Raw genomic sequence first — 25,055 nt, 5'->3', positions numbered from 1 at the left:
GCGTCGCGCCCGGGTCAGGGAGCGACCCGCTCGTCCGTTCCGGCCGGCGAGGACCGGCGCGGCAGGGGCGGGCGCGCCTGCCCGGCCAGCTTTCGCCACAGGAACTCCAGCGTCAGGGCCCAGACGAAGGCGCGCTGCTCGTTGTTCGCCGCCGCGCCGTGCCCGCCCTCGACGTTCTCGTAGTAGGACACGTCGTGGCCGTGCTCGCGCAGCCGGGCCGCCATCTTGCGGGCGTGCCCCGGATGCACCCGGTCGTCGCGGGTCGAGGTGACGAGCAGGACCGGCGGGTACGACCGGTCGCCGTCGATGTTGTGGTACGGCGAGTACCGGCGCAGGAACTCCCAGTCGGCCGCCACGTCCGGGTCGCCGTACTCGGCCATCCACGAGGCGCCGGCCAGCAGCCGGTGGTAGCGCCGCATGTCCAGCACCGGCACGTGCGCGACGACCGCCCCGAACAGCGACGGGTGGAGGGTCAGCATCACCCCCGTCAGCAGGCCGCCGTTACTGCCGCCCTCGATGCCGAGCCGCTCCGGCGTGGTGATGCCGCGCGTCACCAGGTCGGCCGCCACCGCCGCGAAGTCCTCGTACGCCCGGGGCCGGTTCTCCCGCAGCGCGGCGCGGTGCCACGCGGGGCCGTACTCCCCGCCGCCCCGGATGTTCGCCACCACGTAGCTGCCGCCCCGGGCCAGCCATCCCCGGCCGATGACCCCGCTGTAGCGCGGGGTCATCGGGATCTCGTAGCCGCCGTAGCCGGTGAGCAGCGTCGGCCCGGCGGGCGCGTGCGGGTCGCCCACCACGAAGTACGGCACCCGCGTGCCGTCGGCCGAGACGGCGAAGAACTGGCGTACCGCCAGGCCGTCCGCGTCGAAGGCCGCCGGTGCCCGCTTGAGCGTCTCCACCCCGCCGCCGGCCTGCCCGAGCCGCAGCGTCGCCGGCTGGAGGAACCCCTCCGAGGCGAGCAGGTAGGCGTCGTCGTTGTCCGGGTCGGTGTCGACGACCTCGCTGTGGTCGAACTCCGGCACCCCGGGCAGGGGCTCCCGCCGCCAGCCCGCCGCGTCGGGCGTCAGCACCTCCAGCCGGCTCTGCACGTCGACGAGGGTGGCCAGGATCAGCCGGTCACGGGTCCAGGACCAGCCGCTGAGCGCCGTACGGTCGTCGGGGCGGAAGAGCACCGTCATCTCCCGCTCCCCCGCGAGGAACGCGTCGAACCGGGCCGCCAGCAGGGCGCCCGCGGGGTGGATCACGCCGCCGACCGTCCACGGCGAGCGCAGCCGGACCAGCAGCCACTCCCGGTGTACGTCCCACCCGGCGTCCTCCGGCACGGCCACCGGGACCAGCTCCCCCGTCGCGGTCAGCAGGTGCCGCTCCGAGCGGAAGAAGTCCAGCCGGCGGCCCACGAAGTCGCGCTCGAAGCCGGGCGTCGGGTCGTGCCAGGCCCACACGGCGACGTCGTCGGCGTGGCCCTCGTGGACGATCCCGGCCTCGGCCAGCGGCGTGCCCCGCCGCCACCGCCGGACCACCCGGGGATAGCCGGCGGAGGTCAGCGTTCCCGGCCCGAAGTCGGTGGCGACGTAGATCTGGTCGGCGTCGATCCAGCCCACGGCGCTCTTCGCCTCGGGCAGCGTGAAGCCGTCCTCGACGAAGACGCGGCGGTCGAGGTCGAACTCCCGCACCACGACCGCGTCGCCCCCGCCCCGGGAGAGGCTGACCAGGCAGCGCCCGTAGCCGGGCCGCAGCACCGTCGCCCCGCCCCAGACCCAGTTCTCGCCCTCCTCAGCGGCCAGCGCGTCCAGGTCGAGCAGCACGTCCCACTCCGGCTCCGGCCGGCGGTACTGGTCGAGCGTCGTCCGCCGCCAGACCCCGCGCGGGTGCGTCGCGTCGGTCCAGAAGTTGTAGTAGAGATGGTCGCCGCGCCACCCGGGGTAGGGGATGCGGTCGTCCGCGTCGAGCACCTGGCGGAGCTCGGCCCGCAGGGCCGCGAACCCCTCTCCGCCGGTCAGGGCGGCCACGGTCTCCGCGTTGCGGTCCCGCACCCACCGCGCGGCGTCCGCGCCGTCGAGATCTTCCAGCCAGAGGTACGGGTCGTCGGTCTCCACGGTCAACCTCGCCACCCCGCCACTATCCCCGACGGGGAACTCCCGCCCGAGTCGGATCGCCTGTCGGCATGACGACGTAGGTGTGACCGCCACGGTCACCGTCGAGCCCCCGGGCGCTGGCTGACCTGCGCGTCGCCGGGCGCACATCGCCGCAGGCCGGCGGCATGGTGGGGAACCCGTGATCAGCGGCCGAGAAAATCTGGTCTCCCGAGACTAGACATTCTTGGTGGGGCTGGGTAGTGTTGGCTCCGTTGACGACAGAGATCAGTTGAAGACGCCGACGAAAGCAGGCCGAGCGTCGAAGCAGGGCCCGGAACTTCTCGCGGCTCGCTCGGCAACTGCGGTGGAACCACATCACCGCACGCAACACGGCAAGTGCAGGACAAGACCTTGACGTAACTCCAGGTCAGGGCAAACCGCAGGCAGGGCCGATGCAAGGTTCGGGGCTCCGCCTGATGCAGCAGGGATCCGCCGCACGTGTGCGGGGCCATGAAGTCGCGTGGGGCTCCGGCATCGGTGGATGGCACCGTAGGTAATGGAAGAAGAGGAAAGGGAGGGCTGGACGCCGTTGGATCGCCCGCCGTCAGGACGTAGTACCGGTTCTGAGGTGGACGCCGTAGTCCCATCGAACGTGAGGTGGTCTCCGGTCACGCTTATGCGATCCTCGCACCGCCTGCCGACAGCGGCACGGTGCGGAAACGAGAACCCGACGAACGTGTCGGTGGATGGTGTATTCAACCCGTAACCCTGGGCCCCGGCGCGTGTTGCGCCGGGGCCCTCGTTCACGAAGAGGAATGTATGGCCCAACCCGACGACATGCTCAACGACGACGACTACCCCGCCTACACCATGGGCCGCGCCGCCGAGATCGTGGGCGCCTCGCAGGATTTCCTGCGCCGCCTTGACGAGGCGAAGCTGATCATCCCGTTCCGCTCCGCCGGCGGACATCGCCGCTACTCCCGCTACCAGCTGCGCCTGGCCGCACGGGCCCGGGAGATGGTCGACCAGGGCACCGCCCTCGAAGCCGCCTGCCGGATCATCATCCTCGAAGACCAGCTGGAAGAAGCCCTACAGCACAACCGCGACCACCAGTGCCGCCAGCAGGCCGGCGCTCCCTGACCGCGCGCCGCACGGTCCTTCTCCGCCACGAGAAGGACCGTCTGCCGCACCTCGAAGAGCCTGCGGATGTCGCGCCGGCCTGGCATGGGCGGGGCTGTCGCGGGTAGTACCCGAAACATGAGGGCGAGTTTCCGGCTCGGCCGGATTGCGGGCGTACCGGTCGGGGTCAACTGGAGCGTCCTGGTCATCTTCGCGCTGATCGCCTGGGGGCTGTCGGCCAACCAGTTCCCCCGGACCTACCCGGACCGGCCCGTCGCCGCGTACGTCCTGGCGGGGCTCGCGGCGGCGGTGGTCTTCTTCCTCGGCCTGCTCGCCCACGAGATCTCGCACGCGATCGTCGCCAAGCGCAACGGGCTGGAGGTCGGCGGGATCACCCTCTGGCTCTTCGGCGGGGTGGCCGAGCTGCGCGGCGAGGCGCGCGACCCGGGTGCGGAGCTGCGCATCGCCGGCGTCGGCCCGCTGGTGAGCCTGCTGATCGGGCTCTTCTTCGGCGCGATCGCGGTGGTGCTCGCCGTGGCCGGGGTGGAGGGGCTGCTGCTCGGCTCGCTGGCCTGGCTGGCCGGCATCAACGTGTTGCTGGCGGTCTTCAACGCCCTGCCCGCCGCCCCGCTGGACGGCGGGCGGCTGCTGCGCGCGGCGGTCTGGAAGGCGACCGGCGACCGGACGAAGGCGTCGGTCGTCGCTGCCCGGGCCGGCTGGGTGCTCGGCGCGGTGCTGATCGGGCTGGGGCTGTGGCAGTTCCTGGCCGGCGTCGGCTTCGGCGGGCTGTGGCTGGCCCTGATCGGCTGGTTCCTGATCGGCGCCGCCGGCATGGAGGAGCGGCAGGCCCGGATGGGCAGCGCGCTGGAGGGCGTCCGGGTGGCCGACGTGATGACGCCGCAGCCGCAGACCGCGTCGGGGCAGATGACGGTGGGCGACTTCGTGGACCACTATCTCTTCGCGTACCGGCACACCGCGCTGCCGCTGACCGAGGACGACCGGCCCGTCGGCCTGGTCACCCTCGACCGGGTGCGGGGCATCCCGGCGGACCGCCGGGCCGGCACCACGCTGGCCGAGGTGGCCTGCCGCGCCGACGAGCTGGTGCTCGCCCGGCCGGACGAGCCGCTGAACGAGCTGCTCCCCCGGCTCAGCGAGTGCGCCGACGGCCGGGCCCTGGTGGTGACCGACGGCCGGCTGGTCGGGATCGTCTCGCCGAGCGACATCAGCCGGGCGGTGCAGCGCGGCAGCCTCCGCGAGCAGATGGCAGGCGACCGGCGCTGACCGGCCGCCGGCCGCGGCGCGGCCGGGTCGTCAGCAGCCCGCGCAGGCACGCGCCGCTCCCCCGGCGTCCGCCCGTCAGGACCGCGGGAGGTAGCGGTCGAGCAGGTCGGTGCGGAACGTGCCGGCCGGGTCGAGCCGGCACGCCAGGTCGACGAAGTCGGCGTACCGGGGCAGGGCCGCGGCGACCGCCGCCGGGGCGAGGCCGAACACCTTCCCCCAGTGCGGGCGCGGCGCGAACGGCGCGAGCCGCTCCTCCACCGCCGCCACCACCGGCAGCACCGCCGCCGCGTCGGCGGTCCAGGTGAAGTGGATGGCGAGGCTGTCCCGCCCGTGGTTCGGGCTGAGCCACAGCCCGTCGGCGGCCACCGCCCGCAGCTCGCAGACCTGGAGCACCGGCGCGATCAGGTGCGCCACCGGGTCCAGTGCGGCCAGCGCCGCCGACGCCGAGGCGCGCGGCACGTGGTACTCCGACTGCAACTCCGCCCCGCTGCTGGGGGTGAACCCCAGCCGGAAGTGCGGCAGCCGTTCGTGCCACGGGCCCGGCTCGCCGAGCTGCGGGGTGCAGTTCTGCGCGGGCATGCCCGGCACCGGGTGCCGCGGCGTGTCGGCCGCCGTCGTGCCGAGCCAGTCCGCCGGCAGCGGGGCCGCGTCCGCGCGCTGCTTGACCCACACCTCCCGCAGCCGCGGCGACCGCCAGTCGGTGAAGACGCTGACGCTGTACGCCGAGGCGAACGCCTCGTCCAGCGCCGCGCGGGACAGGCCGAGGCGGACGTGCTGGCGGATCTCGAAGGTCGGCACCACGTCCAGGGTGACCCGGGTGACGACGCCCAGCGCGCCCAGCGAGACGACCATCCCGGCGAAGGTGTCCCCGTCGGCCGACCTGTCCACGGTCAGCAGGTCGCCGCCGGCGGTGACCAGTTCCAGCCCGGCGACCGCGCTAGCCAGGTTGCCGATCGTCTCCCCCGAGCCGTGGGTGCCGGTGGCGACCGCCCCGGCGACCGAGATGTGCGGCAGCGAGGCGAGGTTGGCCAGGGCGTGGCCGCGCGCGTGCAGCCAGGCCGCGAGGTCCCCGTACCGCATGGCGGCCGGCACCGTGACGGCCCGGCGGTCCGGGTCGAGCGCGACGGTCGCGGGCAGCCCGGCCAGCGAGACCAAATCGCCGGTGGTGTCGCCGAGGCGGTTGAACGAATGCCCGGTGCCCACCACCCGCAGGCGGTCGCTGCCCGCCACCAGCCGGCGCAGCTCGTCGAGGGAGGAGGGGCGGTGGTGGCGGCGGGCGGCGTAGCGGACGTTGCCCGCCCAGTTGCGCCGCGGCCCGGCCCCGGCGGTGGTCACGGGGTGCGGTGGTGGTCGGCGGACCGGTCGGCGGCCGGGGCCCCGCCGAGCGCGTCGACGAAACGGTCCCCGGCGTGCCGGGTCAGCGCCGCCGCCACCTCGACGGGCTTCTCCCGGACCCGCGCCAGGTCCAGCAGTTCCACCGCGGCCCGGCCGTCGACCGGGTGGCGCGCGTCGGCCGGCAGGTCGGCCAGCGCGCCGAGCGCGGGGACCAGCAGCAGTCGCGGCGTCGACGGCAGCCCCTCCCGGGCGGGCGGCCGGGCCAGCGCCAGCGCCGCGACCTCCGCCCACGCGATCGTGCGGCGCAGCCCGGGGCGGCGGACGCTCAGGCCGTCGGCGCCGATGACGAACCGGAACGGGCGCAGCAGGCCGACCAGCACGCCCCCGCCCAGCAGCACGGCGCCGACGGCGACCAGCCGGCGCAGCAGCGCGTGCTCCCCCGGCAGCGCCAGCAGCACCCCGCCACCGATCACGCAGGCCAGGGGCAGGACCAACGCCCCCCGGTTGCGGTGCAGTTCCATGTCGTACCCCCGTTCGACGCCGTGGTCGTCGGGACGCATCATCCGACGACCACCGGCGGGACGGAAACCGGTCGATCGGGCACGGTTACCGCGCCGTCGTCGGGGAACCCTACGCCGATGAGCAGCTACCGCGATCCCGCCCCGCAGGGCGACGTGTTCCCCTCCGAGGAGGAGATCGACCCCACCGGCACCGGACCGGTGTCGTCGGGCGTGCCGCCGGTCGGGGCGTACCCGGCGGGCACCACGCCCGGTCCCAAGCCGGCGCCGCCGCCCACGCCCCCGCCGCGCCCGGTGCCCCATCCGGGGCCGGCGCCCCGGGCGGTCGCCGCCGGCGGCCGCACCTGACCTCCGGCGCGACGGGTCCGCCCCGCCGGACGGCGGACACCCCGCCGGCTCAGAGCTGGGGCCTCACCTCGGCGGCGACCAGCTCCAGGTGGTCAAGGTCGGCCAGGTCCAGCACCTGGAGGTAGAGCCGCTCGCTGCCGATCTCGGCGTACCGGCCGATCTTGTCGACCACCTCGGCGGGCGTGCCCGCGAGGCCGTTCTCGCGCAGTTCGTCCGGTTCCCGGCCGATCGCGGCGGCCCGCCGGGCCACCTCGGCGTCGTCCCGCCCGCAGCAGAGCACCAGGGCGTTGGACCAACGCAGCTCGCCCGGGTCCCGGCCGGTCTCCGCGCAGGCGGCGCGGACCCGCGCGAACTGGGCGGCGGTGTCCTCGACCGAGACGAACGGCATGTTGAACTCGTCGGCGTACCGGGCGGCCAGGCGGGGCGTGCGCTTCGTGCCCTTGCCGCCGAGCAGGATCGGCGGGCGCGGGTCCTGCACCGGCTTCGGCAGCGCCGGCGAGTCGCTGACCGGGTAGTACGTCCCGGCGAAGTCGAAGGTCCCGCCGGGCGGCGTCGCCCAGAGCCCGGTGACGACGGCGAGCTGCTCCTCCAGCCGGTCGAAGCGCTCCCCCAGCGGCGGGAAGGGAATCCCGTACGCGGTGTGCTCCTCGGCGTACCAGCCGGCGCCGATGCCCAGCTCGACCCGGCCGCCGCTCATCTGGTCGACCTGCGCGACGGTGATCGCCAGCGGGCCGGGCAGCCGGAAGGTGGCGGCGGTCATCAGCGTGCCCAGCCGGATCCGGCGGGTGTCCCGGGCCAGGCCGGCGAGGGTGGTCCACGCGTCGGTCGGACCGGGGTCGCCGCTCACCGCGCCCATCTTCAGGTAGTGGTCGGAGCGGAAGAAGGCGCCGTAGCCGGTTTCCTCCGCGCAGCGGGCCACGGCGAGCAGGTCGTCGTACGTCGCGCCCTGCTGGGGTTCGGTGAAGATCCGCAGTTCCATGACCCGAGCATAGGGAGCGCGCCGGGCCGGCGCGCCGATCCGGCCCTTCCCCGGACGGCCACGCCGGGCGGATGCCCGCCGGGCGAAGTGGCGGGCATCCGATAGCGGCGTCCCTGGCCCCCGGGTCGCCCGCCGGTCCAGAGTGGAGGCCGAGCGACGAGGCGAGGAGGATCCCATGGAGGACCAGGACCGGGACGGGCTGACGGGGGCGGTGGACGCGCTGCTCCCGGAGGTGTCCCGCCGGGCCGGGGAGATCGAGGCGGCCCGGGGCCTGCCCGCCGATCTGCTCGACTCGCTGCGGGCGGCCGGCTGCTTCCGGATGTTCGTCCCCCGCAGCCACGGCGGCTACGAGGCGGATCTACGCACCGGGCTGCGGGTGCTGGAGTCCCTCGCCCGGGCCGACGGCTCCACCGGCTGGACGGTGATGATCGGCGCCGAGACGCCGCACCTGGTGGCGATGCTGTCCCGCGACCGGTTCGACAAGGTCTACGCCGACGGGCCGGACGTGGTCGTCGGGGGCGGGTTCGCCCCGCAGGGGCGCGCCGAGCCGGTCGACGGCGGCTTCCGGGTCACCGGCCGGTGGGCGTTCGCGAGCGGCGCCCGGCACGCCGACTGGCTCTTCGGCAACTGCGTGCTGACCGGGGACGGCGAGCCGCTGCCCGGGCCGGCGGGGGCACCGCCGGCGGTGCGCTCCATGCTCTTCCCGGCCTCCCGGGTCACCGTGCACGACACCTGGCACGTGCTCGGCCTGCGCGGCACCGGCAGCCACGACATCGAGGTGGCGGACGCCTTCTGCCCCACCGAGGAGAGCTTCGACCTGTTCACCGGCGTGCCGTGCGTACCGGGGCCGGGCTTCGTGGCGCCGCTGGTCCACTTCGTCCTGCACCTCGGCGCGGTGGCGGTCGGCATCGCGCAGGGCGCGCTGGACGACATGGTCGCGCTGCTCAAGGGCGGTCGGCAGCGGCTCTACGCCCGGCAGTCGCTCGCCGACTCGCCGGCCTTCCGCCTCCAGCTCGGCCGCGCCGACCTGGACGTACGGGCGGCCCGGGCGCTGCTGCGGGACCTGGCCGACGAACTCTGGGCGGCCTGCGCCACCGACCCGGCGGCGATCCCCGCGCTGCACCCACGGATCTCCGCCGCGCTGCCCTGGGTGACCGAGCGGGCCGCCGCCGCGGTCGACACCTGCTACCGGGCGGCCGGCGGCGGGGCGGCCCGGGACTCCTCGCCGCTCCAGCGCCGGTTCCGCGACATCCACACGTTCAGTCAGCACGCGGCGGCGGCCGAGGGCTGGCTCGCCAACAACGGCGCGCGGGTGCTCGGCCGGCCGGTGGAGCTGGCCTACTGACGGCGGGGAGAGGCAACGCGCGGGCGGCGGACGGGTGTCCCGGAGCCGGGGCACCCGTCCGCCGCCGATCGACGGGTCAGCAGCGCTGCCGCTGTCCCGTGTGGTGCACGCCGACCTTGCCCACCACGGTCAGGTCGGTCAGGGCGGTGTTCGCACCGCGGTGCACGTAGCACGAGTAGCGGTGCTGGTTGATCACTTCGAGGTGGATGTGCGCCCCGCTGTCACCGTTGACCTGGTAGCAGCTGGACCAGCGGAAGCGGCCCGTCTCGCCGAGCTTGGTCCAGGGACCGACCGAGGCGCCGACGACGATCCCACCGGGCTTGTTGTTCACGTGCATCACGTCCGCCCGGCCGAGGATCTGCCCGGTCGTGGTGTCCCGGGCTTCGAGCCCGATGCGGTAGCCGCCGTCGGCGAGGTTGCGGGTCGCGCAGCCCGCCTGGACGGTGACCACCTTGACGGCGACCGGGTGCCCGGAGGCGGTCTTGGTGCCGAACGGCGAGACGATCGTGGCGCCCGGGCTGCGGTAGATGTCGACGGCCCAGTCGTTCGGGTATCCCCAGTGGCCGAAGACGATGTGGTGTGCGGTCGGCCCGGAGAGGCCGAACCGGTCCCAGGTGGACGAGCCCTGGATCGGCGGATAGACGTTGACCGTGTCCGCTGCCGGATGCGCCTGCGCGGCGCCGACCGGGGCGACCACGGCACCGACCACGAGCGCGAGAGCGGCCACCGCAGGGGCGAGACGACTGAACTTCACATGATCTCCATGGCTGTCCTGGCGCAGCGGGACTCGACGGACATCGCACCGGGTGGCGCACGAGCGGACCTGCGCGCGATCCGGCGGATCCTATATCACCATCGATGGATCTCATGATCGACGTCTGTCCGCCCGCCGCCCGGCCCCTGCGGTCCTCCCGGATCTCCGGGCGACCGTTCAGACGTACGGGCGGGTGGCGTACGCCGCCCTCAACGCGGCCAGCCCCGTCGATTTCGGCGACAGGGTGCCCCAGCCCGAGTTGAAGTAGTTGGTCCGCGCGATCCGTGGTCCCCGCTCGGCGTTGAGCTGGGCGATGGCGGCCGGCACAGTGGCGATCCAGGCCGCCTGGTCCGGCACCTCCGCCACCCGTACGCCCCACTCGGCGATGATCACCGGGCGGGAGAGGGCGACGGGGCCCAGGTCGGCCACCGCCCAGTCCTTCGTCCGGCGGAACCGGGCCAGCGCCGTGTGGGTGGGGCTGGTGGCGTAGGCGTTCCACTGGAGGAAGTCGAGCTTGGCCATCAGCGCCTCCGGGTGGGTGCGCTGGAAGCAGGCCCGGTCGAAGCCGCCCACCCCGACCGAGAACGTCGTGCCGGCGGGCAGTTGGCGGGCCTTGAACCAATTCACGATGTACGTCATCGCCTGCACCGCGCGGGCGTCCGACTGCGCCCACGGGTAGGTGACACCGGACTCGGTGGTGCCGAACTCGTGGTCGGTGTCCAGCTCGGAGGCGAGCTGGATGTTCACTCCGAAGCCCAGGGTCCGGTACTGGGACAGGGCGCGGGCGAACAGCCCGTCGCAGTGCCCGGCCAGGACCTGGCTGTAGCCGTACGCCCGGGGCCAGGTCGTGCCCGGGCGTTGCTGGATGGTCATCGCGGGCGCCGGGACGGTGTAGGTCACGCCGTCCACGGTGAAGGTCTGCGGCCCGGTGCCGGGCGCGCCGTAGTGCTTCAGCTCGAGCACCATGTTCATCTGCACCCCGGCCCTGCCGAGCGTGACGAGCCACGGCCGTTGGTAGCCGGGGAAGGTGTAGCCGTCGGCGAAGCTGCGGTACTGGGTCAACGAGCGGAAGTTGCCGCCCGCCATGTCGGCCGTGGGGTCGGCACCGCCGGAGAGGTAGTAGCCGCCCAGCACCGGCGGCGCGATCGTGTAGTCGGCGGTCGCGGTGGCGGTGCGCCCGCCGTTGTCGCGCACCGTGACGGTGACCCGGGGCATCACGCCACCGCCCGGTAGACGGCGACGGACCCGTTGTCCGACGCTTTGGTCCAGGTGCGGCCGGAGTCGTCGGTGACGGCGAGGGTGAGCGGGTCGATGACGGCGGTGACCCTGACCGGCGCGCTGCTGTTGCCCTGCGCGTCGGTCACCACGATCGTGACGGTCACCGGCCTGGTGTCGGCGTCGCCGTAGGTGACCGTCAGGACCATCTGGTCGCCGGGTGAGTAGGTGGAGGCGTTCAGGGAGGCGGTGGCGGTGGGAGCGGCCATTGCCGGCTCCTCTCGTGCTCGGTGACCGGACCGACGGGCTCGTGGCCACGGTCGGTTCCGGTGGGGAGGATGGGTCGGGCGACGACCGGGTCGCCGGGCACGCGACGGCTTGGGCCCGGGACGGGTCGTGGGTACGGCTCGCCGGCCGCGCGCGTCTCGGGGTTGCCGCGCGGCTCCGGTTGCTGCCGTGATGGGACGTCGGTGTCGGTGGCGGTGAGGCGGCTGCCGCCCGGGCATCCGGGACGGTGACTGCCGGAGTGCGACCTCGCGGTGTGGACGGCCGGCGCTGCGCTACGCCGGGGCCGTCGCGGGGTCGGGCTCGGTGACGGCGGTGTCGGCGGGGACGGTGCTGTCCCCGCCGGGCCCTAGGAATGGGTTGTGGCCCGCCATCCGCACGCCTCTGACCTGCTACAACAGTGCGCCGCGAAGGCGTTCGGCGTCCTGTCCGTTATCGGACGGCCGGCGCGTCCGGCAGGTGACTGCGCTCCGGCCGGAATTGTGCCGAAGCCGCCCTGGCGACGACCTCCTCCGGGCTGAGCGGCGCCTTCGGGTGGTGGGACAGGCACATCGGCGTGTCCACCTTGACGAACGCGAAGCCCTCCCCGGCCACGTAGAACTGGCCGCTCTGCATGAGGCCGATGTCGGGCAGCCGCCCGCCCTTGGCCTCCGCCAACTGACGGGCCGCGTCGATCTGCGCGGGAGCGTTGAGCAGCCCGAAGAACTGCGTGGTGGCGTTGCCGGAGATCTGGTTGTGCAGCCCCTTCGGCGCCTGGGTGGCGAAGACCAGCCCGAGCCCGTACTTGCGGGCCTGGGAGGCGAGAGCGATCGAGCTGGCCGTGCAGGCCGTCTGCCCGGTCGACGGGGCGAGGGTCTGTGCCTCGTCCATCACGAAGAGCCCGCCCAGCGGCCGCTCGCCCGCCGGGTGCCGCTTGATCCAGGCGAACAGGGCCATCTGGAGCTGGTTGACGAAGCCCTGCCGTTCCTGGTCCGACGTGAGCCCGACAAAGCTGATCACCGAAATGCGTGCGCGACGGCCCGGCGAGGGGGTGAGCAGCAGGCCCGGATCGGCCGGGGCGCCGACGCCCCCGAACAACGGATCGGTGACCATGGCGGCCTTCAGGGTCTCGGCCAGGTCCTGGGCCAGCTTGTCCGCCCGGCTCAACCGGCTCACCCCGTCGGGCAGTTCGGCGAGGAACTCGGTGAAGCCGGGCAGGCCCACCATTCCGCTCCTCGCGTACGCCTGGAGGGCCTCGGTCAGTACGGCCTTGCCCTGCTGGGCGACCTTCGTCGGCCGGTCCACCCCGGCACGCGGGGCGAGTGCCTCCACCGCCGAACGGATCGCCTGGTCGAACTCGTCCGGCGAGTCGCGGACGGGGGCGAAGTCCGGCAACGGCTGGAAGCTCAGCGGTCGACCGGCGTTGACCCGGGGCGTCCAGACCACCACCTCGGTGTGGTCGAGGTGGTCGCGGGCCCGCTCGGCGTCGCCGGGACCCCAACCGGCGGGCGGCTGCGGCCAGGGATCGCCCAGGCGGGCGAGGTCGTTGTTGGGATCGAGCACGATCGCGGAGACGCCCTCCCGCGCGCACTCCTCGACCAGTCGCCGGATCAGCACGGTCTTACCGGAGCCGGAGCCGGCGAAGATCACCGTGTGACGGCGTAGCGACTCCAGGTCCACCGCGAACGGCCGCGCCCCGTCGGTGGTCCGCCCCAACAGGATCGAAGTCCCGTCGACGGTGACCCGCCCGCCGTCGACCCGCGCGTCGTCCTCGCCGCCCACCTCGGCAGTCGGCCCCTCCGACCGGGCGACCGGCCCGGCCTCCGCACGGGCCGCCCCGGCGGAGTCGCCGAGGATCGTGGCGAACAGCTGCGTGGAGCCGGCCGGCCGGCGCGCGACCAGCCACTCCTGAAGAACGGAGGCCGGTTCGCCGCTCAGCTCACGAAGTGCGGCGAACACCCGCAGGTCCGCCTCCGGGACGCCGCAGCGGACGCCGCCGGCCGCGTCGAAGGCCGCCAACACCTCGGCCGTACGCTTCCCGGTCGGCCACGGGCCGTTGCGCAGCAGCACCAGCCGCCGCTGCGGCAGCGCCCGGTCGAGGCCCGCCATGGTGCAGGCCGCCTTCACCCTGGCGGTCGCCGCGATCGCGTTCGGATGGGAGATCCCGCGGAAGCACCAGTGCGCCTCGTTCTCGGTGGCCTCGTCCAGCACCTCGATCAGCCGCCCGTGCAGCGCCGGCTTGCGACCCGGCAGCGGGTCGTGCCGGTAGCTGGCGCCGGTCGGGGACTGCTCGGCGATCCAGGCCGCCAGACCGGCGGCGAGGAGCGCCGGCATGTGCTCGTCCTCGGTCCGCGGATCGAGCGCGCCCGCCACGTCCGCCCCCGCCACCAGCTCGGCGAAGCGGGCGTCGAGCTGCCGCAGGCGCACGCCGTCACCGGTGTCCGTGTCGCGGCGTGACCTCGGGCCGGTGGCGGCGCTCCCGTCCGGCGGCTCGGACCCTCCGACGACGTGGTCGCCGGCCTCGATGAGACGGTCGAGCTCGGTCACCTCGCCCCGGTCCCGACACCAGGCGACGTGCCGATCCACCCGGCGCAGCAGCGCCCGGGGCGTCAACGCCGGGGCGTCGACGAACGCCTCGGGGCTGATCGGCCAGGTCGGATACGGCGGTGCGAAACGCGGCCCGGCGAAGGCTGCGGTGAACCGCTTCGCGACGATGGCCCGACCGATCTCGGGGGTGGGAATCCGGTCGGGGAGGGTCGCCTGCCGGAACCGGTCGCCGACCGGGGTGGGTGCGCTCCTGATCAACAGCTCCCAGGTGTCCGGCAGGCACGACACCACGATCAGCGTCCGGCGGGTGACGTCACGCAGCTTCAGCAGACCGTCGGCGATGGGCCCGATGAATCTCGCCTGGGCGTCCTCCAGCCCGGCGTACTGGTCGAACATTGCCGTGCTGGTCTGGGCGAAGAGCGTGTCGAGCTGGTCGACGGCTATCACGGTGGGATCGAGCGTCAACGCCATCAGCCGGGAGACGTCCCGGACGATCTGCTGCGGGGCACGGATCGCCGGAGTCAGCCCCCACGCCGCGCGGCCGACCGGGTCACCCGGCTCGGAGATCAGATGGGCGTAGCCGACATCCTGTGCCTCGAAGTCCAGCGCGCCGTGCAGGACGAGTGCCCGCGCGGTGTCCTGGCAGTCCCGGCCGATCTCGCGATGGCGCGTCCGCAGGGCCCGCACGAAGGTGTCCAGGTGCTCCCGGGTGACCGGCTTCGTGCCGGCGACCGCGTCGCGTACTTCCGCCGGGATGCCGAGCTGGGCGGTGAGCCGACGCAGGAATGTGCGCAGCTGGGTGCCCCAGCCGATCGCGTCCCGGCCCATGCCTTCGACCAGAGCCAGCGCAACACTCTCCCAGAACGTCTTCCCGCTGACCATGTCGACCAGGAAGAAGTAGCCGCCCTCGCGCTGGATCCGGTCCCGCACCGCCCCGAGCAGGTGGGTCTTGCCGGCGCCCGCCCGCCCCTGCATGGCGACCCCGAGGGGAACGGTGGTGTCGTCGGTGCGGGCCTTGCCGACGCCGCGCAGGATCTCCGCGACCACCTTTTCGTGCAGCTCCGGCACGTCGTGCGGGCTGGGCCGCCACACGTCGTCGGGGGTGACCGCCGGATTGAGACTGACCGCCTCGAGCGCGGCCCGTACGTCCTGCGGGATCATGCCGAGCCGATCGCCAGGGTGTGGTTCTCCTCGTCCCCGATGCGCACCGCGGCCGCCCGGTCCCGCGCGGTCAACGACTTGGTGTTGGCGACCGGGATGATCCGGACGCCGTCCCGGTGGACCATCGCGCGCAACGTCGCGTCGACGGTCGCGCGGTCCTGCCTGCCGAGGCGCTCGCGCAGGTCGGCGAGCCCCACCCAGGCTCCCGGCTCCCGGGCCAGCTCGTGATAGGCGGCGCGGATCAGGGCCTCCGCGGCGTCCGGCTCGGTGGCCGCCGGCGCGGCGCCAGGAGGCGTCAGGCCGGCCGCCGGGCCTGAGGTGGCCGACGGCTGCGTGAAGAAGTCGGCGTGGCTGAGCCCCAACCGGCTCAGCGAGCGGTGCAGGTTGGCCAGCAGGGTGAAGAGTGAACGGGTGGCTGAGCCACTGCGTGCGGGCAGGGCGCCGGCGTGCAGCTGCCGCATCACCCGCCACCCCTCGTCCGTCAGCTCGTGGGAGAAGGGCCGGTGGGACCGGTCGGTCTCGACCAGGCCGAGCTTGACGAGTTTGGCGTTGTCGGCGCCGGTGAGGCTGAACCCGGCCAACTCCTTCAGCTCGTTGTTGGTCAGTTCGCGGGCCTCGACCATGAGCACCACAAGCGCGTTGATCTGGTTGGGCGTCAGGTGGGGAAGGTCCGCCGTGCTCGTCATGGTGCCTCTTCTTCGTGGGGGTGCGTGCCGGTCAGGCGACGACGGGTCAGCAGTTGCCGGATCATGCCGACCACGGCCTGGACGTCGGACAGCACCTGCTCGTTGGTGAACCGGAGCACGTCCAGCCCGAGGAGTTGCAGCCGCACGTCACGCCGCCGGTCGTTGGCGAATCTGATTCGCCCCCGATGTTCCGGGCCGTCCACCTCGACCGCAAGTCCCTCGGCCGGCCAGAAGAGGTCCAGGCGGTAGGTCTCGCCGAGCAGGTGCCAGTCGTACGTGTGGTTCCAGCGCCTCCCCCGGGCCCACTCGTGCGGCGTCAGTGCCAGCTCCAGTGCCTGCTCGGCGGCGCTGTCGCCGCGCGGCACCCCGGACAGCGGCGGAAACGTCAGTGCCGGCGGAGCCTCGCGGACGGTGTCGGGAACCCGACCCGTCTGCACCGCCAACTCGGTCAGGCTCGACGGCAGCGACACCTGAACCGGTCGGATCCGGTCGACCGTCCGCAGCTCTCGCCCGGCCAGCCAGACGGTGAGGCGGCCGTGCCGCACCAGCCATTCGGCGGCGGCGACCAACGCGCGTTCGGTGTCGGTGGTCAGCTCGTCGGTCAGGCCGATCAGCAGGACGCACCCGACCCGGTCGTACGCGGAGGCCATGACCCGGGCCAGGCCGGCAGCCCGTACCTCCGCCGGGAAGCGCGGCCGGTGCTGCCGGTGCTTCCCGCGCAGCGCGCGCTCGGCGAGGTCGGCCAGGAACGGGCCGAAGTGCTCGGAGCGTGCGGCGACGCGCAAGGCGAGGGACCGCACCGCAGCGGCACCCAGCGTGCCGGAACCGTCGAGCTGTTCGGCACCGGGCAACCAGCGGGGGAACAGCGTGAGCGCTGCCCGGTCCAACTCGTCAAGGATGGCGGCGAGCAGGTCGGCGAAGCCCCGGCGGGCCGGTACGTGGTACCGGACGACGACCGGAGCGGCGGCCGGTGCCGGATCGAGTCCCACGTGGAGCAACTCGGCGTCGATGCCGGGCAGGTGGCTGACCTGCCGCAGCGGAAGGGCCTCCCACCACGCGCCGGGAGGTACGCCACTGGCCACGGCCGAGCACGTTACCGACGATCGACCGGGCGTGCCGCCCGCCCGATCCGCTCGCCCACGTCTGCACCGCTGTGGCCGCGTACGGCCAACCGGCTGCGGCTGTGGTCCCAGAGCCTCTCTGGCCGTGTCGGGGGCGGCGGCGGGCCCGGAGTCGGCCGTACAGTGTGCCGACCGTTCTAACGAGGAGGGTTCCGTGACCCAGCCACCACCGGTGCCGGGCTCCCCGGGTTCCGGCGAGGCGCCCGGAAGCACCGACGGTGACGATCCCGGGAGCGCGACGCCCTACCTGCTCGTCATGCCGTCCACCGAGGGCGCGCCACCGCCGATGGTGTGGCCCGGGGCAGAGGACGCCCCCGCCTGGGCGATCCCCGTCAGCATTCCGGCCGGGACGCGCGGGTACGCCGTGTTCATCCCGCTGGTGCCGGCCGCCCCCACGGCGGCTCCGGTCGCCTCCGACCCGCCGGTCCCGGCACCGGCCGCCCCCGCCGCCAGGCCGGCCGAGGCGACCGCCACGAGCATCCCGACGGCCGTCGTCGAGCCGGCGAAGAGCATTCCGACGCAGGCCGCCAGGGTGGCGGCGGCGGACGCCGCGGCACCGGCTGCCGCGCCGTCACCTGACGCCGTCAGCCCGCCGCCGGAGGGCACCGACGCCGCACCGACCTCCCCCGCCCCCGCTGCGCCCACCACGAACGGGCCCACCAGCGAGGCGGCGCCCGCCACCGCAACGCCCACGACCGCCACGCCGGCGCTCGCGCCGGCCGCCACCGGGGCGGGCACCGGCCGGCCGGGGACCGCCGTCCAGCAGCCCGCCGCCACGCCGCTGCCGGCGCCGTACCGGATCGGGGTGCCGTCCGGCGCGCCGGCGCCGTACCGCGGCTACCAGCCGATCCCGCGCCCGCCGTCGTTCCTCGACACGCGCTGGCCGGGGCCGGCGCCCGCCCGGGACCGGGCCGTACCGGCCGCGATCCTCGCCGGAGCGCTGGGGCTGGCGTTCTTCGTACCGCTCACCCGCACCGGCATCGGCTGGTTCCTCGGCTGGCTCGCCCTGACCGTCGCGGTGGTCCTCGCGGCCCGCCGGACGGGCGCGGAACTGCCGCGCGCCGACCGGCGGATCCGCGCCGGCTGGGCGGTGGCGGCCCTGGCGCTGCTGTCGGTCCTGGCCTTCCGCAACGCCTGGTGGCTGGTGACGTTCTGCGTGCTCGGCACGCTCGCCTGCGCGACCCTCGCGATCGTGGGCGGCCGGCTCGTCCGCTCGATCCTGTTCAGCCTGGTGGCGGCGCCGTTCGCGGCGTTGCGAGGGCTGCCGTGGGTGCGTGGGCATCTGCACGCCCCGGCGAACCCGGGTCTGGTCCGTCGCGTCGTCGGGTCGGCCGCGGCCACCCTGGCCGCGCTGATCGTCTTCGGCGCACTCCTGTCCTCGGCCGACGGCGCCTTCTCCGTGGTGCTCGGCGAGATGATTCCCGAGGTCAACGTCGGCACGGTGTTCCGCTGGATCTTCCTCGCCGCCGTGGGCGGCCTCTGCGCCGTCGCCGCCGTCTACACGTTGGCCGCGCCGCCCGACCTGGCGACGGTGGACCGGCCCGGTACGCGCCGCTTCGGCCTCGTGGAGTGGGCTCCCGTCATCAGCGCCCTGACGCTGCTGTTCGGCGGCTTCGTGGCCGTGCAGTTCACCGTCCTGTTCGGCGGGCAACGGCACGTGCTGCGCACCGCCGGCCTCAGCTACGCCGAGTACGCGCGCAGCGGGTTCTGGCAGCTCGTCGTCGTCACCCTGCTGACGCTGGCGGTGCTCGGCGGGGTGGCCCGCTGGGCGCGGCGGGACCGGCCCGTCGAGCGCCACCTGCTGCGGGTCCTGCTGGGCCTGCTCAGCGTGCTCAGCTTCGTCATCGTGGTGTCGGCGCTGTCCCGGATGTACACGTACCAGAAGGCCTACAGCTTCACCGGCGAGCGGCTCTTCGTGATGGCGTTCGAACTGCTGCTCGGCACCGTGTTCCTGATGATCCTGGTGGCCGGGCTCCGCTGGCGCGGGGCCTGGATCCCCGGCACGACGGTGGCGCTCGCCGTGGTGATGCTGCTGGGCCTGGCCGTGCTCAACCCGGAGGACTACGCCGCCCGCCGCAACATCGCCCGGTACGAGCAGACGGGGAAGATCGACGCCTGGTACCTGCGGGCGCTCTCCGCCGACGCGACGCCGGCCCTGGCCGGCCTGCCCGACCCGGTGCGCCGCTGCACGCTGAGCTGGATCGCCGACGACCTCGACGAGCCGGACCCCTGGTACGCCTGGAACCTTGGCCGGGTCCGGGCGCGCGCGGCGCTCGACCGGGCCGGGCCGGGCGCCGTCGGCGGCCCGCGCGACTGCAGGGCCGCCGACCAGTTCGACCTGCCCAAGCGCCGCCGCTGACGGGCCCGCCGTCCCCGGGTCGACCGGGGACGGCGGGGTCGGTCAGTCGGCCGTCGCGGTCCACCACCGGTAGCGGGGGATGCCGGCCGCCGCGTACTCCAGCGCCTTCGTCATGCCCCATCCTGGACGACGAGCAGCACGAACCCGGCCGGTGCTCACGCCGGCGCGGTGCCCCGGACGGCCCAGGCCCGGGCGGTGAGCCGGACCGACCCGTCCGGCGCCACGGGCAGTCGGGTCGACAGCAGGTCGCGCAGGCGGGCGCGGTCCGGCGCCGCCAGGGACGCGACGTACGTCGGGGCGGGGCCCTGACCGCCGAGGAACGGGGTCCAGTAGTCGTCGACGTCCGCGAACACCGTGGGCACGTCGACGGGCCGGACCGCCACCGCCGTCAGCCCCGCGTCGGTCCACATCCCGCGCAGGCAGTCAGGGTCGCACACCGCGAACCGGCGGCCCTCGTCCCGTTCAGCCACGGCAGGGTCGAGCAGGGCGGCGGCGTCCCAGAAGTGACGCAGCAGCGCCATGCCCCCGGCGTAGTCCCAGACGTAGGCGGCGACCACCCCGCCCGGCCGGGTGACCCGGGCGAACTCGGCGACGGCGCGCGCCGGCCCGGGCACGAAGTTGACCGCCAGGCCGCTGACGACGACGTCGACGCAGCGGTCGGGCAGCGGCAGCGCCCGGGCGTCGCCGACCTGGAAGGCCGCCCGCACGTCGCGGACCGCCGCGCGGGCGTACGCCACGAAGCCCGGCGAGCTGTCGACGGCCGCGACGTGCGTCGGGTCGGCCAGCGCCAGCACGGTCGACGTGAGCGCGCCCGTGCCGCAGCCCACGTCCAGCCAGCGCCGGCCCGGCGGCACGGCCAACCAGTGCAGGAACTCCCTCGCGACGGGGCGGCTCCACCGGCCCACGTACGCCTCGTAGGCCCTGCCGTCCGCCCAGACCGGTTGCGCCATGGGGAAACGATACGACGCACGCGGCGTGGCGGGCCGGCGGCAGGCCAGGGCCGGTGGGGCCGGTACGCAGCGGTTCGACTCGATCAGCCAGACTCGGTCGTACCCCTGCCGGCCCGACAGCTCCCGAGCGCACCCCCGTACCCCTCGTCCGATGGTTGGAGCGCATGTCCCACACCCTCCTCGTCTGGCTGGTCGGCGGCGTCCTGCTGGTGGGCGCGGGCTTCGCGACGACCCTGCTGCCCCGGTTGCGGGCGCGGGGGCGGGAGCAGCGGACCGCCTGGTCCACCGCGCGGGTTGCCATCGACAGCGCGGCCGTCAGCCGGGATGCGGCGACGACCCGGGTGCCGGAGGCCGAGCGGTTGCTGGCCCGCGCCGAGGCGATCGCCGCCGGGCGCGGCGGGGCTTCCGCCGCGCGCGCGGCGGCGCAACACGCGAGGGAGGCCGACCGGCTGTGGCGCACGCACCAGTGACACCCCGCAGGCACTACCGGTACGAGCTGCTGCGGTGGTCGCTGCTCGGCGTCGCCGTGGTGGTGCTGGTGGTCTTCCTGCTCGCCCAGCGGCAGAGCGTCGACGTCAGCTACGGCCGGTCGCCGGCCGCCACGGCGAAGATCGACGAGGGCTCGGCCGGTGAGCTGAGCGACGCGAGCGTGCCCTCCGTGGCCGAGATGACCGCGCTGGTGGCCGCCGAGCCGGTGGTGCGGCTCCCCGGCTCGACGGCGCGCTGGAACGAGCAGCGGGTCCTCGAGGCCGCCGGCGACCGCCCCGTCCGGATCCTGGTCGCGCCGCCCGGGCTCGACAAGGACGAGCGTGACCGGGTGCGGGACGTGGAGAACGCGACCATCCGGGTGATCGGCACCGAGGTCAGCGGCGGCATCTACCAGGCCGTGGCCGACACGCTGCCCGACTGGCGGGCGCAGTTCGCCACCGCCGACGTGACGAACCTGCTGGTGGGGCTGATCGCCGCGCTGCGGGACGCGCCCGACCCGCCCGAGCACGACGAGCTGCGGTGGCGTGACCCGACCGACCGGGAGCTGGCCGCCGTCGCCGCCGACCTGCGGGCCACCGGCCTGCACCTCGGGGCCGGGGCCACGCTGACCGGTGTCCCCGACAGAGCCGCGCGCAACGCCTTCCCGGACGGCGCCCGGTACGTGGCGCTGCCCGCGCAGCCGTTCGGCGAGCCGGTGCCCCGGTACGGGCCGGCGCTGGCCGAGCTGTTCCCGGGCACGCCGGTCGTCGTGATGTACGGGCTCTGGATCGAATACCACGGGCCGGCGGCCGACGACTTCGCGGAGCTGGCCGGGGCGAGTTTCTACGGCCAGTTCGCCGGCCGGCTGAGCCGCTACGACTACCCGCAGGGCAACGTGCTGACGGCATACCTGAACCGGGTCACCGACCTGCGCTACTCGGGGCTGTTCGACCGTCCGTTGCCGTACCGGCCGATCGACCCGCTGCGGGTGGCGCTGCCGGCCCTGCCGTGGATCTTCGCGGGCTGCGTGGGGACGTTCCTGATCCTCTCGGTCCGGTCGTTGCGCCGGCCGGACGGGTTCGGGGTCCGGCGGGGCGACCCGGGGCGGGGCGGCACTCCCGCGCGGTTGGCGGGTCTCACCGCGCTCGCCGTCGAGATGTCCCTGCTCACCGACGCGCGCAGCAACCCGGCGCTGACCCGGGGCGTCGTCAAGCTCCAGGCGGCCCGCGCCGCGCTGGACGAGGAGCTGCCGGACCGCCACGCGCGTACGTTGCTCAACGAGGCGTCCGAGGAGCTGGACGACGCCGCCCGGACGCTGGGGATCGCCAGCTACCGCCCGGCCCTCTACCTCCGGGGCAGGCTGTCGTGAACCCGTCCGTACGACGTCGGCTCGGTGACCTGTTCGGCACGCCCTTCGGCATCGCCGTCCTGGCCTGCCTGGTGCTGGCCGGCTGGGCGTTGTGGTCCGGCGGGGCGCTGGACGGTCCGGTCGCCCGGCAGGTGCGCGCCTCGTCCGTGTACGTCGCACCGGGCGTCGAGCTGGACCGCGCGGCGGCCGAACGGGTCATCGGCAACCGCCGGCTGGTCGTGCTGATGCTGGAGCCGGGCGCCGACCTCAGGCAGGGCTGCCGCCAGGTCGAGCGCGCCGCCGACGGGACCGTCGTGCTGGTGATGAGCCGCGACTCCGACGAGTACGACACCTACGGCTGCGCGCTGCTGCCCGGGCGCGACGATGGGAACTTCGGCCGCGCCTTCGTGGCGGAGATGACCATCAGCCGGGGCGTCGACACCTTCGCCGACCGCCCCCTGGAGGCGCTGAAGGTCGTCACCGTCAACTACGACCTGCTGGTGAAGGCCGGCACCGTCCCCGACGGCGCGCGGACGATCAGCCCTTCGCTGCCCCGCTTCCTGCTCGCCGGCGCCGCGATCGTGGCCGTCGTCGCCGGGGCGACGGTGCTCTACGTGGGTGGCCGCCGCGCGGGCCGGCTCGCGGACGCCCGTCGCCGCCGCCGCGACGAGAACGCCGACGCCCGCGGGGCGCTCGGCGCCGCCGCGGCCATACTGGCCCAGCAGATCATCGACCTCGACCAGCGGTACGCCCGAGCGCAGCGCCAGGCCTACGTCAGCGGCGCCGAGGAGGCGTTCGGCAGGAAGTACCTGGCGCTGACGTCGGACTACGCCGCGCTGCTCGAGGGCGTCGCGGCCGTGGACGCGGACGACGAGGACGCCGTACGCCGGCTCGTCGAGCGCGTCGACGCGTTGAGCGGGCGCGCGTCGGCCCTCACCGGCTCGGCGGCCGGGCACGGGGCAGGTCCAAAGGCCGCCCGGGGCGCCGGCACGCCGCGCTCCGGCGACTGACGAGGGGCGACGAACCGCGTCGACGACGCCCCCGGCCTGATCGGTTGAGACCGTGCCGTTCACTGCGGCGCCGACCGTACGGCGGCACCGGGTTTCTCCTGGCCGCGGAAGCGACGGCGGTGCTCGGCCGGGGTGACGCCGGCGACCCGCAGGAAGGCGCGGCGCATCGTCTCGGCCGAGCCGAAGCCGCAGTCGCGGGCGATGGACGCGACGCCGGCGTTCCCCGTCTCGAGCAGCGCGCGTGCCGCGTGCACCCGCATCCGTTCGACGTACCGGGCCGGAGTGGTGCCGATGCCGCGCCGGAACAGCCGGGTCAGGTGGCGCTCGCTGACGGCGGCGCGGGCCGCCATCGCGGCGACGCTGTGATCGGCCGACGGTTCCGCCACGACCGCGTCGAGCACCCGGCGCAGGACCGGTTCATGCGGCGCGGGCCCGGCGCCCGGGGCGTCGAACTGTGCCTGGCCGCCGGGCCGCTGGAGGAACACGACCAGATGCTTGGCGACGGTCCGCGCCCGGTCGACGCCGAGGTCCTCAGCCACGAGGGCGAGCGCGAGGTCGATGCCCGCGGTCACCCCGGCCGAGGTGGCGACCGGGCCGTCCCGGACACAGATGGCGTCGGGTTGCACCGCCACGCGCGGAAACCGTGCCGCCAGCTCGGCGCAGGCCGCCCAGTGGGTGGTGGCCCGCCGCCCGTCCAGCAGGCCCGCCTCGGCCAGCACCAGCGCCCCGGTGCAGACCGCGGCGATCCGCCGGGCCGCCAGGCCGATCCGCCGCACCTGCTCGACGACGGCGACGGGTGGGCGGTGGCCGGCCTTCGTGCCGTAGCCCGCGACCATCAGCGTGTCGACGGGGGTACGGACCTCCGGCAGCGCCAGGTCGACCCCCAGGGGCACGCCGACGTCGGTGTGCACCGGTCTCCCGTCGGGCGACGCGAGCCGCGTCCGGTAGCCACCGGAGCCGTTCAGGACCTGGACCGGTCCCGCCACGTCCAGGAGGACCGCGCCGTCCCACACCACGAGGACGATCTCGTGCCCGTTCTCTGCCGTCACACTCTGTAGGTCCGCCGTACCGGCCGGCTGGTTCCCGCGGGCGGCCCCCTTCGGCACGTACGGAGCGGGATGCGGCACCGTGCCCCGCCGATACGGACCGGGGTCCCTCGCATCCGGACCTGCCTCGCGGCCCGCGGAACCGGGGCGGCGGCGTGACCGACCACCGGGACATGCGGAAGCTCAGCTCGACCGACAGGAGGCGATCGATGTTCAGCATGGACGTGAACCGGCGGACGGTGTTGCGGGCGGCGGTGGCCGGCGGGGCCGGCGTCGGCCTGGCCGCCACCGGCCTGGGCGACCCGGCCCGCGCGGGGCGGCCCACCGACCCGGACGGGCCCGCCCGGGGCCCCCGCATCGCGATCCTGCTCTTCGACGGGATCGCCCCGATCGACGCGATCGGCCCGTACGAGGTGCTGTCCCGGATCCCGGGCGCCTCCGTGGTGACCGTCGGCAAGCGGACCGGCCCGGTCCGGACGGACAACGGCGTGCTCACCCTCGGGGTGGACCGCACGCTCAGCCAGGTGCGCCGGGCCGACGTGCTGCTGGTGCCCGGAGGGAACGTCCACGGCGTCCAGACCGACCCCGACACGATCCGCTGGATCCAACGCATCCACCGGCACACGACGTGGACCGTCTCGGTCTGCACCGGCTCCCTGGTCCTGGGCACGGCCGGCCTGCTGCGCGGACTACGGGCGACGACGTACTGGAGCCTGAGGGACCAGCTCGCCCAGTACGGCGCGACGTTCGTCCCGGGCCGCTACGTCGAAGCGGGCCGGATCATGACCGCCGCCGGCATGTCCGCCGGCATCGACATGTCCCTGCACCTCGCCGCGAGGATCGCCGGCGAACGGATCGCGCAGGCACTCCAACTGGTCGTCGAGTACGACCCCGACCCGCCGTTCGACACGGGCAGCCCCGAGAAGGCCGGCCCGGATCTGGTGCGCCTGGCGCTGGAGTTGCTGGGGCAGCCCGCTCCCCGCTGACGGCAGCGCGAGGGCGGCCCGTACCCGTCGACCCGGGGCGTCGATCGCGCCGCCCCGGGTCGACGCACCGCCTCCCGCTCGCATCCGCGGCGGTCGTCACCGTCGTCGCCGGGCGACGGCGCTCCACGCCGGCGCCCACC

General features: G+C 74.6%; 21 protein-coding genes. 9 read left to right on the top strand and 12 right to left on the bottom strand.

The genetic code is table 11. The annotated features are described in order from the left end of the window. Window positions 1-14 precede the first annotated feature (14 nt). Window positions 15-2,111: a prolyl oligopeptidase family protein gene (locus DER29_RS26015; RefSeq protein ID WP_233600164.1), complete on the bottom strand. Its 2,097-nt coding sequence runs from the start codon at window positions 2,109-2,111 to the stop codon at window positions 15-17. A 783-nt stretch (window positions 2,112-2,894) separates the two neighbouring features. On the opposite strand from DER29_RS26015, the gene DER29_RS26010 reads away from it, so the two are divergent. Then, window positions 2,895-3,215, top strand: a complete 321-nt coding sequence (locus DER29_RS26010; protein ID WP_121400308.1) for a MerR family transcriptional regulator — start codon at window positions 2,895-2,897, stop codon at window positions 3,213-3,215. Between the two features lie 117 nt (window positions 3,216-3,332). After that, on the top strand, window positions 3,333-4,475 hold the full coding sequence (locus DER29_RS26005) for a site-2 protease family protein (protein ID WP_121400307.1): 1,143 nt from the start codon (window positions 3,333-3,335) through the stop codon (window positions 4,473-4,475). Between the two features lie 75 nt (window positions 4,476-4,550). Here the strand turns inward: DER29_RS26005 and DER29_RS26000 are convergent, their stop codons facing one another. Together DER29_RS26000 and DER29_RS25995 are read right to left on the bottom strand one after the other, a co-directional pair. Continuing rightward, the gene (locus DER29_RS26000; RefSeq protein WP_121400306.1) at window positions 4,551-5,810 is read right to left on the bottom strand and encodes an FAD-binding protein; all 1,260 of its coding nucleotides are present in this window, start codon (window positions 5,808-5,810) and stop codon (window positions 4,551-4,553) included. Continuing rightward, window positions 5,807-6,373 (bottom strand): hypothetical protein, encoded by a 567-nt coding sequence (locus DER29_RS25995; protein ID WP_121400305.1) that lies wholly within the window; start codon window positions 6,371-6,373, stop codon window positions 5,807-5,809. The genes DER29_RS26000 and DER29_RS25995 overlap by 4 nt, the downstream gene beginning before the upstream one ends. 75 nt (window positions 6,374-6,448) lie before the next feature. On the opposite strand from DER29_RS25995, the gene DER29_RS25990 reads away from it, so the two are divergent. Next, complete coding sequence (locus DER29_RS25990) at window positions 6,449-6,676, top strand: hypothetical protein (protein WP_121400304.1); 228 nt, start codon at window positions 6,449-6,451, stop codon at window positions 6,674-6,676. 49 nt (window positions 6,677-6,725) lie between these two features. Here DER29_RS25990 and DER29_RS25985 read toward each other — a convergent pair whose 3' ends face one another. Beyond that, window positions 6,726-7,655: an LLM class F420-dependent oxidoreductase gene (locus DER29_RS25985; protein ID WP_121400303.1), complete on the bottom strand. Its 930-nt coding sequence runs from the start codon at window positions 7,653-7,655 to the stop codon at window positions 6,726-6,728. Window positions 7,656-7,830: 175 nt separating this feature from the next. Here DER29_RS25985 and DER29_RS25980 point away from each other — a divergent pair, with 175 nt between their 5' ends. Further along, window positions 7,831-9,000: an acyl-CoA dehydrogenase family protein gene (locus tag DER29_RS25980; protein WP_121400302.1), complete on the top strand. Its 1,170-nt coding sequence runs from the start codon at window positions 7,831-7,833 to the stop codon at window positions 8,998-9,000. A 76-nt stretch (window positions 9,001-9,076) separates the two neighbouring features. Here DER29_RS25980 and DER29_RS25975 read toward each other — a convergent pair whose 3' ends face one another. The 6 genes from DER29_RS25975 to DER29_RS25950 all read right to left on the bottom strand — a co-directional run bounded on the left by DER29_RS25975 (window position 9,077) and on the right by DER29_RS25950 (window position 16,709). Continuing rightward, the gene (locus DER29_RS25975; protein WP_121400301.1) at window positions 9,077-9,754 is read right to left on the bottom strand and encodes a hypothetical protein; all 678 of its coding nucleotides are present in this window, start codon (window positions 9,752-9,754) and stop codon (window positions 9,077-9,079) included. Window positions 9,755-9,931: 177 nt separating this feature from the next. Beyond that, window positions 9,932-10,969, bottom strand: coding sequence for a hypothetical protein (locus tag DER29_RS25970; protein ID WP_121400300.1), 1,038 nt, complete (start codon window positions 10,967-10,969; stop codon window positions 9,932-9,934). Beyond that, window positions 10,969-11,238, bottom strand: a complete 270-nt coding sequence (locus DER29_RS25965) for a hypothetical protein (RefSeq protein ID WP_121400299.1) — start codon at window positions 11,236-11,238, stop codon at window positions 10,969-10,971. Before DER29_RS25965 ends, DER29_RS25970 begins: the two co-directional genes overlap by 1 nt. Before the next feature lie 448 nt (window positions 11,239-11,686). Next, complete coding sequence (locus DER29_RS25960; protein ID WP_121400298.1) at window positions 11,687-14,941, bottom strand: ATP-binding protein; 3,255 nt, start codon at window positions 14,939-14,941, stop codon at window positions 11,687-11,689. Next, window positions 14,938-15,627, bottom strand: coding sequence for a hypothetical protein (locus DER29_RS25955; RefSeq protein ID WP_121400297.1), 690 nt, complete (start codon window positions 15,625-15,627; stop codon window positions 14,938-14,940). Before DER29_RS25955 ends, DER29_RS25960 begins: the two co-directional genes overlap by 4 nt. Next, window positions 15,624-16,709, bottom strand: coding sequence for an endonuclease domain-containing protein (locus tag DER29_RS25950; RefSeq protein ID WP_121400296.1), 1,086 nt, complete (start codon window positions 16,707-16,709; stop codon window positions 15,624-15,626). The genes DER29_RS25955 and DER29_RS25950 overlap by 4 nt, the downstream gene beginning before the upstream one ends. Before the next feature lie 193 nt (window positions 16,710-16,902). Between DER29_RS25950 and DER29_RS25945 the strand changes: the two genes are divergently transcribed. Next, window positions 16,903-19,107: a DUF4153 domain-containing protein gene (locus DER29_RS25945; protein WP_233600163.1), complete on the top strand. Its 2,205-nt coding sequence runs from the start codon at window positions 16,903-16,905 to the stop codon at window positions 19,105-19,107. Window positions 19,108-19,262: 155 nt separating this feature from the next. On the opposite strand, the gene DER29_RS25940 is transcribed toward DER29_RS25945, so the two are convergent. Then, window positions 19,263-20,057: a class I SAM-dependent methyltransferase gene (locus tag DER29_RS25940; RefSeq protein WP_121400295.1), complete on the bottom strand. Its 795-nt coding sequence runs from the start codon at window positions 20,055-20,057 to the stop codon at window positions 19,263-19,265. A gap of 164 nt (window positions 20,058-20,221) precedes the next feature. On the opposite strand from DER29_RS25940, the gene DER29_RS25935 reads away from it, so the two are divergent. The 3 genes from DER29_RS25935 to DER29_RS25925 are packed head-to-tail and all read left to right on the top strand — an operon-like array spanning window position 20,222 to window position 22,883. Then, window positions 20,222-20,527, top strand: coding sequence for a DUF6403 family protein (locus DER29_RS25935; protein WP_121400294.1), 306 nt, complete (start codon window positions 20,222-20,224; stop codon window positions 20,525-20,527). Further along, window positions 20,509-21,894, top strand: coding sequence for a hypothetical protein (locus DER29_RS25930; RefSeq protein ID WP_233600162.1), 1,386 nt, complete (start codon window positions 20,509-20,511; stop codon window positions 21,892-21,894). The genes DER29_RS25935 and DER29_RS25930 overlap by 19 nt, the downstream gene beginning before the upstream one ends. Further along, window positions 21,891-22,883, top strand: coding sequence for a hypothetical protein (locus DER29_RS25925; protein ID WP_233600161.1), 993 nt, complete (start codon window positions 21,891-21,893; stop codon window positions 22,881-22,883). The genes DER29_RS25930 and DER29_RS25925 overlap by 4 nt, the downstream gene beginning before the upstream one ends. Window positions 22,884-22,942: 59 nt before the next feature. On the opposite strand, the gene DER29_RS25920 is transcribed toward DER29_RS25925, so the two are convergent. Beyond that, window positions 22,943-23,932 (bottom strand): GlxA family transcriptional regulator, encoded by a 990-nt coding sequence (locus DER29_RS25920; RefSeq protein WP_233600160.1) that lies wholly within the window; start codon window positions 23,930-23,932, stop codon window positions 22,943-22,945. Window positions 23,933-24,138: 206 nt separating this feature from the next. Between DER29_RS25920 and DER29_RS25915 the strand changes: the two genes are divergently transcribed. Next, on the top strand, window positions 24,139-24,915 hold the full coding sequence (locus DER29_RS25915) for a DJ-1/PfpI family protein (RefSeq protein ID WP_233600159.1): 777 nt from the start codon (window positions 24,139-24,141) through the stop codon (window positions 24,913-24,915). Window positions 24,916-25,055 lie beyond the last annotated feature (140 nt).

It is taken from the genome of Micromonospora sp. M71_S20, from assembly GCF_003664255.1.
GTDB lineage: Bacteria > Actinomycetota > Actinomycetes > Mycobacteriales > Micromonosporaceae > Micromonospora.
The sequence above is the reverse complement of the archived record's forward strand: the minus strand, read 5'-3'. Positions and strand labels throughout refer to the sequence as shown.

Excerpts from the sequence above, each read along its gene's own strand:
- DER29_RS25965 (WP_121400299.1), bottom strand. The coding sequence starts at position 11,238 with ATGGCCGCTCCCACCGCCACCGCCTCCCTGAACGCCTCCACCTACTCA.
- DER29_RS25990 (WP_121400304.1), top strand. The coding sequence starts at position 6,449 with ATGAGCAGCTACCGCGATCCCGCCCCGCAGGGCGACGTGTTCCCCTCC.
- DER29_RS25995 (WP_121400305.1), bottom strand. The coding sequence starts at position 6,373 with ATGATGCGTCCCGACGACCACGGCGTCGAACGGGGGTACGACATGGAA.
- DER29_RS25970 (WP_121400300.1), bottom strand. The coding sequence starts at position 10,969 with ATGCCCCGGGTCACCGTCACGGTGCGCGACAACGGCGGGCGCACCGCC.
- DER29_RS25940 (WP_121400295.1), bottom strand. The coding sequence starts at position 20,057 with ATGGCGCAACCGGTCTGGGCGGACGGCAGGGCCTACGAGGCGTACGTG.
- DER29_RS25985 (WP_121400303.1), bottom strand. The coding sequence starts at position 7,655 with ATGGAACTGCGGATCTTCACCGAACCCCAGCAGGGCGCGACGTACGAC.
- DER29_RS25955 (WP_121400297.1), bottom strand. The coding sequence starts at position 15,627 with ATGACGAGCACGGCGGACCTTCCCCACCTGACGCCCAACCAGATCAAC.
- DER29_RS25980 (WP_121400302.1), top strand. The coding sequence starts at position 7,831 with ATGGAGGACCAGGACCGGGACGGGCTGACGGGGGCGGTGGACGCGCTG.
- DER29_RS26005 (WP_121400307.1), top strand. The coding sequence starts at position 3,333 with ATGAGGGCGAGTTTCCGGCTCGGCCGGATTGCGGGCGTACCGGTCGGG.
- DER29_RS26010 (WP_121400308.1), top strand. The coding sequence starts at position 2,895 with ATGGCCCAACCCGACGACATGCTCAACGACGACGACTACCCCGCCTAC.
- DER29_RS25915 (WP_233600159.1), top strand. The coding sequence starts at position 24,139 with ATGTTCAGCATGGACGTGAACCGGCGGACGGTGTTGCGGGCGGCGGTG.
- DER29_RS25935 (WP_121400294.1), top strand. The coding sequence starts at position 20,222 with ATGTCCCACACCCTCCTCGTCTGGCTGGTCGGCGGCGTCCTGCTGGTG.
- DER29_RS25960 (WP_121400298.1), bottom strand. The coding sequence starts at position 14,941 with ATGATCCCGCAGGACGTACGGGCCGCGCTCGAGGCGGTCAGTCTCAAT.